The organism is Pseudomonas sp. R19M (assembly GCF_050312585.1).
Classification (GTDB): Bacteria; Pseudomonadota; Gammaproteobacteria; order Pseudomonadales; family Pseudomonadaceae; genus Aquipseudomonas; species Aquipseudomonas palleroniana.
Genome location: NZ_JBNPJV010000092.1, coordinates 463,619 through 479,094 on the forward strand (window position 1 = coordinate 463,619; position 15,476 = coordinate 479,094).

Consider the following 15,476-nt stretch of genomic DNA (forward strand, 5'->3'; position numbering starts at 1 on the left):
ATGAACGTATCGAACCTGGCCCGGGCCGTCGTGGCACCGCAGATCCAAATCCTCAACCCTTACAACGGTACGCTGATCGACAGCGTCGCCGAGGTGTGTGCCTCGCAGGTACCGCAGTTGCTGGCGCAGGGCCGCGACGGCGTGCAGGCGTGCGCGGGGTTGCCGCGTCATCGCCGGGCGCAGATTCTCGAACAGGCCGCCTTGCACGTGGAGCGCGATGCCCAGGCATTTGCCCGACTGATCGTCGAGGAAGCCGGCAAGACCCTCAAGCAGGCCGAAAAAGAGGTCAAGCGTTGCGTCAACACCCTCAAGCTGTCCGCCGAAGAGGCCAAGCGTAACGCCGGCGAGGTGATCCCCTTTGATGCCTATGAAGGCTCGGCGTCGCGCCAGGGCTGGTTCTCCCGTGAGCCGCTCGGTTTAATCGTCGCTATCACGCCGTACAACGACCCATTGAATCTCGTGGCGCATAAGCTCGGCCCGGCCATTGCCGGCGGCAATGCGGTGATTCTCAAACCCTCGGAGCTGGCGCCGTTATCGGCGATCAAACTGGTGTCGTACCTGGTCGAAGCCGGCTTGCCCGAATCCGTGGTCACGCTGGCCACCGGCGGCGCGGAGCTGGGCAAGGCGCTGGTGGCGGCGCGAGAGGTGCGCATGATTTCCTTTACCGGAGGCTTTGTCACCGGCGAGCAGATTGCCCGCACTGCAGGCTTGAAGAAACTCGCAATGGACCTTGGCGGCAATGCACCGGTGATCGTCATGGCTGACTGCGACCTTGAGGCCACCGTGGCGAGTTGCGTGTCCGGCGCGTTCTGGGCCGCGGGACAGAACTGCATCGGCACCCAGCGGCTGTTGGTGCATGCGTCCATTTACGCAGCGTTCCGCGCGCGTTTCGTCAGCCAAACCGAAGCCTTGGTGGTCGGCGACCCAATGCTCGCCAACACCGATATCGGCCCGATGATCACTCAACAAGCCGCGCAGAATGCCGAGCGTGTGGTCGCTGAAGCATTGGCCCAAGGCGCTACGTTGCTTTGCGGGCATCGACGCCAGGGCGCCTGCTACGCCGCCACCGTCCTGGAAAACGTCGATCACGCCAGCCAGCTCTGGCGCAACGAGGTCTTCGCGCCGGTGGTGGTGTTGCAGAGTTTTGAATCCTTCGATGAAGCCATCGCGCTGGCCAACGAACCCGAGTACAGCCTCCACGCCGGGATCTTTACCCGCGACCTGGCCACGGCCATGAGCGCCGCACGTCGGATCGAAGCCGGTGGCGTGATGGTCAATGACTCTTCCGACTATCGCTTCGATGCGATGCCGTTTGGCGGCTCCAAATACGGCAGCCTGGGCCGCGAGGGGGTGCGTTTCGCCTATGAAGAAATGACCCAGCCCAAGGTGGTGTGCTTGAACACGCTGACTTGATCGCTTCAAGCACGGCCCAATCGGGTAGTGAGGCATTGGGCGGGGCTGGGCGCCTGCCCAATGCGGTTTATCTGCCCAGCGCCCAGACAACAATCGATCCGGGCACCTCGTTCCGACGCCTCATGAGACGAGGCCCACCCCACGAACGGTCCAAGCAGCAGCAACAACGTGACCGAGACCGCCGCAACATCATAAAAATAGAGAATCTTAAAAAATCTCAAAATAACAATATCTAATAATTAGCTTATTCTAAAAAAGACTTTCACTGAGCTTTTTTATAGGAATATCTTCATATCACAGACCGACCCCATACCTGGTGGAGGACGTACCTTCGACCATCGGGAGCCTGAACCAGGCTCAAGGGACCTCGCTCGATATGCCGGACATTGTCTTTCCCATTCCTAAGTTCCACCTGTCATTGTTGACCAGTTCCCTCCTGCTGGCAGCGGCGCCCTCCTTCGCCGAGGAGGCCAAACTCGATACCGTCACCGTGATTTCCACCGGCCTGCGCGGCCAGGCGCGAACGGTGGCGGACAGCCCGGCACCGATTGATGTGATCAACAACGAACAGTTGCTCAAGACCGGTCGCGCCGAACTGTCGGAGGCGATTGCCAAGCTGCTGCCCTCGTTCAATTTCGGCACCAACATCGCCGGCTACAACTCGGTGACGCGCCCCCTGAGCAACCGTAGCCTGGGACCGGCTTACACCCTGGTGCTGGTCAACGGCAAGCGCCGGCACAACGGCGCCACCGGCCAGCGTGGTTCTATCGACAACAGCGGTGCGAATGCCGTGGACATCGACCTGATCCCGGTCAGCGCGGTGGACCATATCGAGGTGCTCAAAGACAGCGCGGCCGCTCAGTACGGTTCGGATGCAGTGGCTGGGGTGATCAATATCATCCTCAAGGCCACCGACAACGGCGGGCACTTGGAAACCAGCTACGGCCAGTTGTTTTCCGGGCAGGGTGAAACTATCAAGGTGGCCGGCGATCAGGGTTTCAAACTCGGTGACGGCGGCTTTTTCCACTTCTCCGCAGATGCTCGCAAACGCGGCAGCGCCGCGTGGAACGACAAGGCAGACAGCAGCGTCAGGGCGTTCAACGATCAGGCCAAAGAAGCCGCGTGGGATCGCGTGGCAATCAAGAACGGCGATCCCGACCTCAAGGCGTTCAACCTGGCCTACAACGCCGAACTGCCCCTGGAAGACTTGACGCTGTATTCGTTCTCCACCTATGGCGAGCGCGATGCCGAGGCGGCCAACTACTTTCGCCTGCCCACCGGCGCCGCTGCCGTGCCTGAAGTATTCCCCAACGGCTACTACCCGCTCAACAACATCAAGGACCGCGACTACCAGTTACTCTTCGGGGGCAAGGGCCAACTGGCCGAGTGGAACTGGGACCTGAGCACCACCTACGGGCGCAACAACGTCCACCACGCCAGCGACCTGAATATCAACCCGTCGCTGGGTACTGCGTCACCGACCCGATTCGACAACCTGGCGACCTTCCGTTTCGAGCAATGGGTCAACAATCTTGACGTCACCCGACGCTACGACAGCCTGTTCAGCCTGACCCTGCCGGTGCAGGTGTCAGCTGGCCTTGAGCATCGCTGGGAACATTTCAGTACCTTCGCCGGCGAACCTGCCGCGTATATCACAGGCACCTACCCGGCCGCTTCAGGTGCGCAGGCGGCGGTGACGATCCGACCGGAAGATGAAGTCAGCCTGATCCGTAACAACTATGCCGGCTACCTGGACTTGGGCTTTGACCTGACCGAGCGTTGGTTCCTCGACGTGGCTGGGCGGGTTGAGCATTACGACGACGATTCGGGCAACACCTTCGGCCTGAAGGTGAACTCACGCTTTGATCTGACCGATACCGTGGCCGTGCGCGGCACCGTTGGCACCGGCTTTCGGGCGCCGTCGCTGACGCAAATCGGCTACACCGTGGCGGACAACCGGGTGGCCACCGACGCGAATGGCAACGTGGTGCCCGCCGTGACCCGACTGACCCCGGCCGGCAGCAACCTGGCCAAAGCCCTGGGTGGCGATGACCTCAAACCGGAAAAGTCGCGCAACCTCGGCCTCGGCCTGACCTGGCAACCGGCGCCGCGTACCAGCATCACGGCCGATGCCTACCTGATCGACATCGATGACCGCATCGCCCTGACCAGCAATATCTACGACCGCGGCAATGGCGCGATCAACGCGATCCTCAAAGCCCAGGGCGTTCCCACCGGCACCTGGGTCAACTACTACACCAACGCCTTCGACACCCGCACCCGTGGCCTGGATGTAGTCGCCGATCACACCACGCCGCTGGATGCCTGGGGCGATGTGCGCTGGAGCCTGGGTTTCAACTGGAACAAGACCACCATCGAAGGCGCCCGCGACACGCCCGGCGCGCTGGCCAACTCCGGCGTGACCCTGGTGGGCCGCGATCGCGAAGGCGACCTCACCGATGCCACACCCAAGACCAAATGGATCCTGGGGGCCAACTGGAAAGTTGAGGACCTGGCCGTCACCCTGCAAACCAGTCGCTACGGCGCGGTCAAGACCCTGGCAGTGAACCCCACAGGTGATCGCAGCTTTGGCGCCAAATGGATCACGGACCTGGACGTGAGCTACACCTTCGTCGACCACCTCACCGTCAGCCTCGGCGGTACCAACATCTTTGACGTGCGCCCCGACCGGCATGCCGTCTACAGCAACCTGGGCCTGGCGCCCTACGGCAACCCGCCGTTCTACCCGGGAGGCGGCTACTGGTACACCAAGCTGGCCTACGACTTCTGATCCGCACCTTGCACGCACCCGAAACGCCACACGAGGGCAACCCATTGAATACCTCCAACTTGATGAGCCGTCTGCTGGCCCCTGGCGCATTGGCATTGAGCCTGGTCGCTTGCTCACCGGGGAATGACACCCAGACGGGCAAGACCCTGAACATCGCTTTCTTCGGCGACAACACCACGCTGGTCAGCGTCGACCCGTTCCAGGTCTATTGGCTTGAGCATCGGGTACTGCTGCGCAATGTCGCCGAGTCCCTCACCGACCAAGACCCGGCTACCGGCAAGATCATTCCGTGGCTGGCCACACGCTGGGAAGTCAGTGACGATGCGCTGACCTACACCTTCCATCTGCGCGACAACGTCACCTTCAGCAACGGTGAGCGCTTTGATGCCAAGGCGGTGAAAACCGCGTTCGACAGCGACAAGGCGCTGGCCACCGAGTTGCCGGCGACCTTCGGCGCGACTTATCTGGCGGGCTATGACCATGCCGAAGTGGTCGACGCCCTCACCATCAAGCTGGTGCTGGCCAAGCCGAATGCCGGGTTTCTGCAAGCCACTTCCACCACTAACCTGGCGATCCTTGCACCCGCTTCCTACGCCCTCAGTGTCAAGGAACGGTCCCTGGGCAAAATCATCGGCACCGGCCCGTTCGTCCTGGCCAGCTACACCCCGGAAGTCGGTGCGCACCTGACTAAACGCAAGGGCTATGCGTGGGCCTCGGCCAATATGAACAACCAGGGCGAAGCACATCTGGACGCGGTAGACATCAGCTACATCCCCGAAGAAAGCGTGCGCAACGGTCTATTCCTGCAGGGCAAGGCTGACATTCTGTGGCCGCGTAATCCGTTCTCGGAAGTGGACCTCAAACTGCTCCAATCCAAGGGCGCAACCATCCAGAGCCGCTCGCTGCCGGGACCTGCTTTGAACCTGTACCCTAACACCCGTGGTGAACGGGCGCTGGCCGACAAACAAGTGCGCCTGGCCGTGCAGAAATCCATCGACCGCAAGAGCTACGCCAGCACCGTGTACAACGCCGAATTCCCGGTGGTGAGCGGCCTCTTCGATGTGACCACGCCCTATTTCAAAAGCCAGGCGTCCAAACTGGCCTATGACCCGGCCGGCGCCGAACAACTGCTGGAACAAGCCGGCTGGGCCAAGGGCGCAGACGGCTATCGCCAGAAAAACGGCAAGCGCTTGAGCCTGAGCTACAACCTCACCCCGGCTGAAACCGCAGGCGACGTGCTGATCCAGGACCAACTGCGCAAGGTCGGTATCGAGTTGAAACTCAGCGTGGTGACACGTGCCGAATGGGTCGCCAACAATTCGGCCGGTAACTACGACCTGACCAGCACCTACATGACCCGCGCCGACCCGATCATCCTGCAAACCATTCTTGATCCACGCACCGCCAACAGCTCGACCCTGGCTACCAACCTTTACTCACCCGCCGTGCTGGATCAAGCCAAGGCTTTATTCGATGCCGGCATCACCGCTACCCAAAGCCCACAGCGCGCGGCGGCCTATGGCGACCTGCAGGACCTGCTGATCGATGAAAGCTCGGCATTCCCGATATACGAGCGAGTCTGGCAGGCCGCCACGTCATCCAAAGTGAAAAACTTCCGCTGGACCGCCGAGGGCTTCGCGCTGCTGGGTGATATCGAGATCGGCACACCATGAGCCGCTACCTGATCGGCCGTGTCGGCCAGGCGCTGCTGGTACTGTGGGGTGCCTATAGCGTCGCCTACTTCATCCTTTATCTGCTGCCCGGCGATACGCTGTCGATCATGCTCAGCGCCGCAGGCATGGAGGCCGATTCGCTGTCGGTGGACGACTTGGCCAAGGCACGGGCGTATTACGGTCTGGATAAAGGCTTGTTCGAGCAGTATTTCGACCTGCTGGTGGGCGCGCTGCACGGTGACTTCGGGCAATCCCTTTCGCTCAATCGTCCGGTCGCCGAGCTGCTCGCCGAGCGCTTGCCTCAGACACTGTCCCTGGCCGGATTCGCCATCGTGCTGTCGTTACTCGGCGGCATCGGCCTGGCCTACCTGAGCGCCTACATTCGCTGGCAGCCATTGAAAAAAGCCCTGGCCCGTCTGCCATCCCTGGGGTTTTCAGTGCCGGTGTTCTGGATGGGCCTGTTGCTGATCCAGGTGTTTGCCTTCGGCCTTGGCTGGTTTCCCGCCACCGGCAGTCGCGGTGTTGAAAGCCTGGTACTGCCGGCAATCACCCTGGCGATTCCCAGTGCGGCGGTGTACGCCCAAGTGTTGCAACGCAGTTTCCAAGGCGTCTGGCAAGAGCGCTACATCGTCACCGCCTATGCCAAGGGCTTGAGCCGGGGCCAGGTGCAAGCACGTCATGGTTTCAAGAATGCAGCGCTGCCGATCCTGACCCTGATCGGCCTGCAGGTGGGCAATACGGTGTCGGGCGCGGTGCTGGTGGAAACCATTTTTGCCCGCTCCGGCATCGGCCGCCTGGCCCAGGAGGCCGTGCTGCGGCAAGACATTCCCGTGGTGCTGGCGATTGTCGCCGTGTCGGCGGCCGCTTTTGTGCTGGTGAACCTGTTGGTGGACCTGCTCTATCCCTGGCTCGACCCACGTATTTCCCACACGCCAAAGGTGTCCTAGACCATGACCATGCTTGAGCAGAACCTGCGCGGTAAAGCTGCCCCGGCCAGCCCTGACCTGTGGCAACGTCGCAGCCGCCTGCAACGCACAACGACAGTAGTGCTGCAGTTGCTGCGCCGTCCGGGGTTCAGCCTGGCGTTGCTGGTACTGGTGTTTGCGTTGATCGCGGCGGTGTGGCCGCATGGGCTCAGCAGCTACGATCCCTACGCCACCGCGCCGGCCGACAAGCTCCGCGCGCCCAACCTGACCCACTGGTTCGGCACCGACGAACTGGGCCGCGATCTGTTCACCCGCGTGGTATACGGCGCCCGCTTGTCAGTGCTGGCTGCCTCCCTGGCGGTGGGAATCGCACTGCTGGGCGGCTTGGGGCTGGGCATTTTGTCGGGCTTTGCCGGGGGACGCATCGATGCGCTGATCATGCGCGTTGTCGATGTGCTGCTGGCCTTGCCCGGCCTGTTGCTGGCGCTGGCTATCGTCACCGCGATCGGCTTCGGCACTGTACCGGTCGCTATCGCGGTAGGTGTCGGGATCATCCCCGGGTTCGCCCGCACCACCCGCGCCGAGGTGCTGCGGGTCAAGACCTTGCCCTACGTCGAAGCCGCACGCCTGGGCGGCGCCAGTTGGGGGCGGACCTTGCTGCGGCACATTCTGCCCAACGCCTGGGGGCCGGTGGCAGTGCTGGCGACCCTGGATTTCGGCGCCGCGATCCTGGCCACTGCCGGCCTGAGTTTTCTCGGTTTCGGCGCCGCACCACCGGCCGCGGAATGGGGCACCTTGATCGCCAACGGTCGGCACTTTCTGATCACCGCCCCGTGGGTGTCACTGCTGCCAGGTCTGTTCCTGGTCGCCGTGGTGTTCAGTCTCAACCATATCGCCCGCACCTTCGAGGAGAACCAGCGATGAACGCTCTAGTGGAGGTTCGCCAACTCAGCGTCACCTACCGTTCCGGCGGGCAAGTCAATCAAGCGGTGCGCACGCTGTCATTCGCCGTCGCCCAGGGCGAAACAGTGGCGATTGTCGGCGAGTCCGGCTCGGGCAAGTCGACCCTGGCCAATGCCATCCTCGGCCTACTACCGGACAGCGCACAGATCAACGCCGGGCAGCTATGGGTGGACGGCAACGACCTGACTCACGCCAATGAGCGCCAGAAACGCAGCTTGCGCGGCCGCACCGTCGGCCTGGTGCCTCAGGACCCAATGGTCAGCCTCAACCCGACCCTACGCGTCGGCCAGCAAATTGCCGAGGCGCTGATCCTGGCCAAGGGTAAACGCTACCCTGCGGTGGATGCCGACATTGTCGAGCTGCTGCAACAGGTGGGCATCGACCAACCCGTGCTGCGCGCACGTCAGTATCCCCATGAACTTTCCGGTGGGATGCGCCAACGCGTGCTGATCGCCATTGCCCTGGCCGGCAACCCGCGCTTGATCATCGCTGACGAGCCCACCAGCGCCCTGGACGTCACCGTACAGCGCAAGATCCTCGACCACTTGCAGCGCCTGGTCAGCGAGCGCGGGATTTCGCTGCTGATCATCACCCATGACCTGGGTGTGGCCGCCGACCGCGCCGACCGGATCCTGGTGATGCAACACGGCGAGCTCGTCGAGCAGGGGCCACCAAGCCAGATCCTCGGCGCGCCACAGCACGACTACACCCGCGCTTTGATTGGTGCCGCCCCCGCGCTCGCCAAACGTCGCGCGCCCTTGACCCGCATCGATCCCGCGCAGCCTCCCATCCTGAGTTTGCAAAACGTGGGCAAAACGTTTGCGCTGCCCAAGGTCAAGGGTGAGGACTCGACGTTCCTGGCCCTTGAAGGTCTCAACCTGCAAGTTTATCCCGGCCAGACGCTGGCCATTGTTGGCGAGTCCGGCTCGGGCAAGAGCACCGCGCTGCGCATTGCCCTGGGCCTGGAAAAACCGACCCAGGGCCGGGTCTGGTTCGAGCAACAGGACGTCACCGACCTGAGCTGGCGCGACTTTCGCCCCCTGCGCCAGCGCCTGCAGTTGGTGCAACAGAACCCGTTTGCCGCCCTTGACCCACGCTTCACAGTGTTCGAGAGCATTGTCGAGCCGCTGGTGTCATTCGGCTTGCTCAAGGGCCCTGCCTTGGAGCAGGCGGCGCGGGAGTTGATCGCACGCGTACACCTGCCCGTCAGCTACCTCGATCGCCTGCCTCGCGAACTGTCCGGCGGCCAATGCCAGCGCGTCGCTATCGCCCGTGCCCTGGCGCTCAAACCTGACTTGCTGCTGCTGGACGAGCCGGTCAGCGCGCTCGATGTGTCGGTGCAGGCGCACATTCTTGAGCTTCTGGAAGAGCTGCAACGGGAGACAGGTATTGCCTATGTGCTGGTGTCCCACGACCTTTCGGTGGTGGCTAACTTTGCCCATGAGGTGCTGGTTTTACGCAATGGCCGGGTGGTTGAACAGGGCTCGGTGGAGCGGATATTCAATCGGCCGGCCAGCGATTACACGCGTGAATTGATTGCAGCCATACCCGGTCGACAGGTCACGGCGACAGCCGCGTGATCAGCCACCTGAGCTGTCACGCAGCAAACTGATCCTGGACGTGAGGTTGATCCGAACGCTCTCCCAGTTCAAGCGTTGAGCTGCTGCCCTGGTCCAGATCGACTCTGCCGTGGGCGGCGCATGGAGGTTCATCTGCGGGGGCATGCGATGGACGCTGCTGGCACGGGTGAACCAGCAGAGTTTGGTGTAGAGCGGCAGCTGATGAAGTTTGGCAGCATGGAGAGCTACCGGACAAATCAGTAGTAAGTCGCCGAATGCAAACAGCTGGTACGCCTGAACCTGCACGCGGCCGTCGTCACGCAAGCGTGTATGCCATTGCAGCGAATCGAGATCGCCCAATTTGACCTGGTCCTCCAGAATAAACCGGGCTGCGTGGGTCTGGCGGATTTCCAGTGTGCCCGCAACAATGTAAGTAATGCTCGACATGGCCCCCCGCGCTGAAAGCAGGAACACGACGAAAAAAATCAACACGGAGACTGCCAGCGTAGACAGGCGACGAAACAGACTGCCCTTGACCACAAAAAACAACAGCGCCGGTATCAGGCTGAATACAAAGGTAAAAATCGAGAAAACGGCGACAAACTTGACCGCCGCTGCATCGTCCTGGCCAACATAGTTACCCAGAATCAGCAGCGTCGGAAATGCTCCGGATACCACTGTGAAGAACAGCATGAGGGCAATAGGAACATACACCCACTTTCCATGACCCTCGGGAGCGCTTTGCTCGATCAGCTCACGAACCTGTCTGATCCTAGTCAGCCCGAAAAGCGCAAGCAGTGTAGCGACCAACACAATCAGCAGCGCCTGCCCAGCGCTAACGTCTTCGTTCCATTTGAAAGCCAATGCCATGAATGCGATGAATCCGACCACTAACGGCAACAATAGCCACAGTGCGATGAATCGGGTTTTCTCAGGACGGCTATGGAGCAGTGAGACCGACATGCCGTACAGCCACGCCGAGACCATCAGCACCGCCAGCTGCAGGGTCATCATGAACATCACGACTAACACCCACACCAGCAGGGCCGATTTGGCATCCAGCGTGGACATGAAAATATCCGCGCGACCAATAGCCTTGGTGTAAATGTAAAGGCTGAGCATGCCAAAGCCAGTGCCGAGAAAAATCACAGTCACCGTAAACGGTGTCCAGTGTTCAAGCAGGTGCTTGAACCCTCTGCGAAAAAATACCTGGAACGTTGAAGCGGTTGCTACGGACATCAGATCTCCTTGAAGTAAACAGTCCGGGGGGCTGTTTTAATTCACAAACCGCTTCACTGCAAACAACGTCAATACGGACTCCTTGCCACACGTGAACGTCAGTCGTTTGCAACATTCTGAAGATGTGACGCTGCACTCACGACGCAGTTGCCAGTCATAGCGCAGCCCTTCAGAATCCGCCTCTTCCATCGGGCACTACAGGGATATTCTGCACATGGCTGCTTCCAATAAATGGCTGATGTCGTCAGTCGCTTATTACCTCGACTTCTTCACCGTTCCCCTCTTCATCCTCCTTGCTCTCTACCTCGCGCCTTTTGACCTCGGCCTGGCACTGGCCGGCTGGTTGGCCTGGACACTCGTGGAGTACTCGGCCCACCGCTTCCTGTTCCATTCGCTGTACCGCCGCGAGCACTGGACCCATCATGTCGACGTACTCGCCTACATCGGCGTGTCGAGCTGGAAAACCAGCTCAACCTTTGCCGCGCTGTTGCTGCTGGCCTGGTTCACCGGCCTGACCTCGGTTTTTGTGGGGGCGGTGAGCGGATACTTCATTTACATCTCGGTGCACTACGTGATGCACCGCCCCGAGCATTGGGCCTACCGTTTTATTCCGGGGCTGGTGGCCAATCACGATCTGCACCATCGCCAGGGTGTCGAAAAGAACTTCGGGGTATCGTCACCGCTGTGGGATCACGTGTTGGGCACCTATGTGCGGGCTGAAACCCTCAACCGTTACGAGTAGGCACGGGTGATACATCCGCATGGCCTCCGGCACCTCTCAGCCTGAAACCACCGTCGCATCGACGCTCGACAAGCGCGCCACGATCCGTTCGATCAACATCCGCACCCGCTGCGGCTGAACCCGGGTCGGCGGATAGACGATGTTCAACGCGGTACTGCCCAGGTCGTAGTCCTTGAGCAGCTCAACCAGGCGCCCGGCAGCGAGGTCGGCGCTGACGTCCCATACCGATTTCAGGCAGATGCCGTGACCGGCCAGGCACCACTGCCGCACCAACGCGCCGTCGTTGGCCACCCTGCGGCCGCGCACCAGGACCCGATGGGTGTGCCCGTGACGCTTGAAGGTCCACTCGCGCGAAATATTGCTACCAAAGCGCATTACCAGGCATTCGTGGCGGGTCAGGTCTTCGGGGTGCAGCGGCGTGACATTGCGTTCCAGGTACTGTGGCGAGGCGCATACGACGCGGCGGTTCTCACCCATCGACCTGGCGTGCAACGTGCTGTCGGCCAACGCCCCATAACGCACGGCAAAGTCGATGCCCTGGCTGACGAGATCGACGTAGCCGTCGCTCAGGTTGAGGTCGATGCTGACTTGCGGATGCTCCTCCATGAACTGCGCCAGGATCGGCTCAATGAGTTGGCGCCCGAGGTCTACGGGAGCGCTGAGGCGGATCGGCCCGCAGACCTGGTGCACCCCCAGGCGAATACTGCTGTGCAGTTCATCGGCTTGCGCCAGCAACTGGCGCGCGCCCTCGACCAGCAGTCGGCCCTCGTCGGTCAGGTTGATCGCACGCGTGGTGCGGTTCAGCAGGCTGGCACCGTAGAAACCTTCCAACTGCGCCAGCCGCTCGGAGACGGACGCGGGCGAAAGCCCCAGCTCCCTGCCGGCGGCCGATAACCCGCCTTTCTCGACGATCAGCAAAAACAGTTCAAGGTTCTTTAGCAGCATTGTTCGGTATTTCCGAAGATGGTTTTTGATTTTTGCCCGATTATCAAAATAAACCTAAAGGCATAGGGTTGCATCCATCCGTTTACAGCGTGGAGTGAAGCGATGCCTTCCAGTGACCCGACAGTGCCCATCATTCAACCCGGGATGGCCCCGATGAATGCCCCCCGCAACCCACTTGCGCCACCTGACCCTCAGCGGCGCACCTTCCTGGCCCAGGCCGGTGCAGGCGCAGCCGTACTTGCCGCAGGCGCATTACTCAATCCGGCCCGCGCCCATACGGCGCCAGCCTCCTCGCCTGCCCCGGCCCAAAGCCCGCCAAACGGCCGGTTCTGGCCCGGCGACACGCGGCTGGTGGTGTCGATCTCGATGCAGTTCGAAGCCGGTGGCCAACCGCTCAAAGGCACTGACAGCCCCTTTCCGAAAGTGCACTTCCCCGACAGTGTTCCAGCGGACCTGGCCACCACGACCTGGTTTGCCTACGGCTACCGCGAGGGCATTACGCGGATGCTTGACCTGTGGGACCGACACGCGGTGAAAGTCACGTGCCACATGATCGGCGACGCGGTTAAGCGCAACCCCGCGCTGGCCCGCGAGATCGTCGCACGCGGTCATGAAGCCTCGGGGCACGGGCCCCACTGGAGTTCGCAATTTGCCATGAGCCGCGATGACGAACGCACGTTCCTGCGCCAGGCGGCCAGCGTGCTGCAAGACGTGACCGGCCAGCCGGTCACCGGCTACAACTGCAATTGGCTGCGCCGAGGCCCCAATACCCTGTCGCTTCTGCAAGAGTTGGGTTACGTCTATCACATCGATGATGTGAGCCGGGACGAGCCCTTTATCGAGAAGGTCAACGGCAAGGACTTTGTCGTCGTGCCCTACACCTTGCGCAACAACGACATCGTGCTGATCGAGGGGCGCAACTACTCACCCTCCCAGTTCCTGGAACAGGTGAAGCTGGAGTTTGACCAGCTGTACGCCGAAGCAGGCAGCCGACGCCGGATGATGTCCATCAGTGCCCACGACCGTATCAGCGGCACACCCCAGATGGTGCGGGTATGGGACGAGTTCCTGCGCTACGCCGGCAGCCATCCGGGCGTGGCCTTCATGCGCAAGGACGCCATCGCCGACTACACCCTCAAGAGTCCGCTCAGCCTGCGGGAAACCGAGACGATTTGAAGCCTCCCCCTTTTGCATTCAAGGAAACAGCCCAATGAAACACTATCGAATCACTGCCCTGGCCTTGGGTTTGGCCCTGTCGGGTGCGGCCGTCGCCGCAAACACCGAGCTGGTCAAACCCGGAACCCTTGTGGTCGACAAAAGCCTCACCACCAGCCAACGCGAGACCATGGAAAACGTCGCCCGGCGCTACGACACGTTCTGGCATACCGGCGATGAAACCCTGGCCCGCGCAGCGTTGGCCGATCACTTCATCGACAAGACCCCACCGCAAGGGCGCAAACAAGGGCCCCAAGGCCCCCTGCTGGCTTCCCGGGCTTTTCGTGGCGCGGTGCCCGACCTGAGCTGTGAGATCGAACAAATGATCATCGCCGGTGACCGGGTCGTGGTGCACCTGCATTTTCGCGGGCACTTCACCGGCACCTTTGGCGAGATCAAGGGCAAGGGCCAGTCGGTGGATTTCATCGCCACCGATATCTACCAGATCGAAGACGGCAAGATCGCCGCCAATTGGCACATCGAAGACAACCTCACACTGATGAAGCAGTTGGGCGCACTTTAGCCAAAAAACACCCTGCCACACCGCCAGACATGTGCGCTGCGTAGACTGATTGCGCAGCGTGCAAAAGTCTTTTGTCATCACGCCTATTGATAGCACCCTAACGAAACCCCCATGCTAGAGGGCTAATCTCGCGCTTATATCATTCCGAATGATAGTTACCTTTGCTTCATTCGATTCGTGACATAGCACATCGCCGCGCATGATCCGCCCATCTCAAATACATTGGCGGATGCACCTCATGGAACAGTCACTCAAACATTTGCGCTTCCCCTTGGCGATCCTGGCCGTGGTGGTGATGAGCGCATGCGGCAAAACCCCGGAACAAGCGGCCGCCATGCCCCCTGCCAAAATCAGCGTGGCCAAGGTGCTGGAACAACCGGTCAACGAGTGGGACGAGTTCACCGGCCGCCTGGAAGCCCCGGAAACCGTGCAGATTCGTCCGCGAGTCTCGGGCCAGATCGATCAGGTGGCGTTCACCGAAGGCGCCTTGGTGAAGAAAGGCGACCTGTTGTTCCAGATCGACCCGCGTCCGTTCCAGGCCGAAGTGCGCCGCCTTGAAGCCCAGTTGGCCCAAACCAAAGCCGCCGCCACCCGCAGCGATAATGAAGCGCAACGTGGCGAACGCCTGCGTCAGAGCAATGCGATTTCCGCCGAACTGGCCGACTCGCGCACCACCGCCGCCCAGGAAGCTCGCGCCGCCGTAGCCGGCATCCAGGCGCAGTTGGACCTGGCCAAGTTGAACCTGAGCTTCACCCGCGTGACCGCACCGATCAGCGGCCGCGTCAGCCGTGCCGAAATCACCGCCGGCAACCTGGTGACTGCCGATGTCACCGCACTGACCAGCGTGGTCTCCACCGACAAGGTCTATGCCTACTTCGACGCCGATGAACGCGTGTACCTCAAGTACACCGAGTTGGCCCGCGAAGGCCGTCGTGGCGCAACCACCCCGGTGTACCTGGGCCTGTCCAACGAAGCCGGCAACCCGCACCTGGGCCAGATGAACTTTGTCGACAACCAGGTCAACCCGGCCACCGGCACCATCCGCGGTCGCGCCGTGTTCGATAACAGCAAGGGCGAATACACCCCTGGCCTGTATGCCCGCCTGAAGCTGGTCGGCAGCGGCACCTACTCCGCCGTGTTGATCAACGACGAGGCGGTCGGCACCGACCTGGGCAAGAAGTTCGTGCTGGTGATGGACGGCGACAAGCCGGCCTATCGTGCCGTGGAACTGGGGCCGAAGATCGAAGGCTTGCGCATCGTGCGCAGCGGCCTGAACAAGGACGACACCATCGTCGTGAAGGGCTTGCAGCGCATTCGCCCGGGGTCGCCGGTAGCGCCGGAAACCATCCCGATGGCCAGCAAGGAAACCCTCGCCGCCTTGGCACAACAACGACAAGCGCTTGAAGCCAGCAACTTGGAGCAAGTGGCGCCGGATAAAGCCGCGCCCAAGCTCGCAGCCGTCGCGACTCCACGCGGTTAAGGGATAC

General features: G+C 61.6%; 12 protein-coding genes. 10 read left to right on the top strand and 2 right to left on the bottom strand.

Going from position 1 to position 15,476, the window contains the following annotated elements:
- From ACQRBT_RS23340 to ACQRBT_RS23365, 6 genes are all read left to right on the top strand, one after another.
- Positions 1–1,413 (top strand): aldehyde dehydrogenase family protein, encoded by a 1,413-nt coding sequence (locus tag ACQRBT_RS23340; RefSeq protein ID WP_412045974.1) that lies wholly within the window; start codon positions 1–3, stop codon positions 1,411–1,413.
- A 376-nt stretch (positions 1,414–1,789) separates the two neighbouring features.
- Entirely contained in the window at positions 1,790–4,204 is a 2,415-nt protein-coding gene (locus ACQRBT_RS23345) for a TonB-dependent receptor plug domain-containing protein (protein ID WP_412045973.1), read from the top strand.
- A 62-nt stretch (positions 4,205–4,266) separates the two neighbouring features.
- A complete protein-coding gene (locus tag ACQRBT_RS23350; protein ID WP_244701941.1) occupies positions 4,267–5,877 on the top strand; it encodes an ABC transporter substrate-binding protein in 1,611 nt (536 codons plus the stop codon).
- On the top strand, positions 5,874–6,824 hold the full coding sequence (locus tag ACQRBT_RS23355) for an ABC transporter permease (protein ID WP_060752830.1): 951 nt from the start codon (positions 5,874–5,876) through the stop codon (positions 6,822–6,824). Before ACQRBT_RS23350 ends, ACQRBT_RS23355 begins: the two co-directional genes overlap by 4 nt.
- A 3-nt stretch (positions 6,825–6,827) precedes the next feature.
- The gene (locus ACQRBT_RS23360; protein WP_060752829.1) at positions 6,828–7,727 is read left to right on the top strand and encodes an ABC transporter permease; all 900 of its coding nucleotides are present in this window, start codon (positions 6,828–6,830) and stop codon (positions 7,725–7,727) included.
- Positions 7,724–9,346 (top strand): dipeptide ABC transporter ATP-binding protein, encoded by a 1,623-nt coding sequence (locus tag ACQRBT_RS23365; protein ID WP_412045972.1) that lies wholly within the window; start codon positions 7,724–7,726, stop codon positions 9,344–9,346. Before ACQRBT_RS23360 ends, ACQRBT_RS23365 begins: the two co-directional genes overlap by 4 nt.
- Here the strand turns inward: ACQRBT_RS23365 and ACQRBT_RS23370 are convergent, their stop codons facing one another.
- Positions 9,347–10,564, bottom strand: a complete 1,218-nt coding sequence (locus ACQRBT_RS23370; RefSeq protein WP_412045971.1) for a hypothetical protein — start codon at positions 10,562–10,564, stop codon at positions 9,347–9,349. It lies immediately after the preceding gene.
- Between the two features lie 214 nt (positions 10,565–10,778).
- Here ACQRBT_RS23370 and ACQRBT_RS23375 point away from each other — a divergent pair, with 214 nt between their 5' ends.
- A complete protein-coding gene (locus tag ACQRBT_RS23375) occupies positions 10,779–11,306 on the top strand; it encodes a sterol desaturase family protein (protein WP_412045970.1) in 528 nt (175 codons plus the stop codon).
- A 36-nt stretch (positions 11,307–11,342) separates the two neighbouring features.
- On the opposite strand, the gene ACQRBT_RS23380 is transcribed toward ACQRBT_RS23375, so the two are convergent.
- Entirely contained in the window at positions 11,343–12,251 is a 909-nt protein-coding gene (locus ACQRBT_RS23380; RefSeq protein ID WP_412045969.1) for a LysR family transcriptional regulator, read from the bottom strand.
- A 153-nt stretch (positions 12,252–12,404) separates the two neighbouring features.
- On the opposite strand from ACQRBT_RS23380, the gene ACQRBT_RS23385 reads away from it, so the two are divergent.
- The 3 genes from ACQRBT_RS23385 to mexE all read left to right on the top strand — a co-directional run bounded on the left by ACQRBT_RS23385 (position 12,405) and on the right by mexE (position 15,469).
- The gene (locus tag ACQRBT_RS23385) at positions 12,405–13,427 is read left to right on the top strand and encodes a polysaccharide deacetylase family protein (RefSeq protein WP_412045968.1); all 1,023 of its coding nucleotides are present in this window, start codon (positions 12,405–12,407) and stop codon (positions 13,425–13,427) included.
- Positions 13,428–13,461: 34 nt separating this feature from the next.
- Positions 13,462–13,989, top strand: a complete 528-nt coding sequence (locus tag ACQRBT_RS23390) for an ester cyclase (RefSeq protein WP_060752823.1) — start codon at positions 13,462–13,464, stop codon at positions 13,987–13,989.
- A 238-nt stretch (positions 13,990–14,227) separates the two neighbouring features.
- Positions 14,228–15,469, top strand: coding sequence for a multidrug efflux RND transporter periplasmic adaptor subunit MexE (gene mexE / locus ACQRBT_RS23395; RefSeq protein ID WP_060752822.1), 1,242 nt, complete (start codon positions 14,228–14,230; stop codon positions 15,467–15,469).
- Positions 15,470–15,476: the final 7 nt, after the last annotated feature.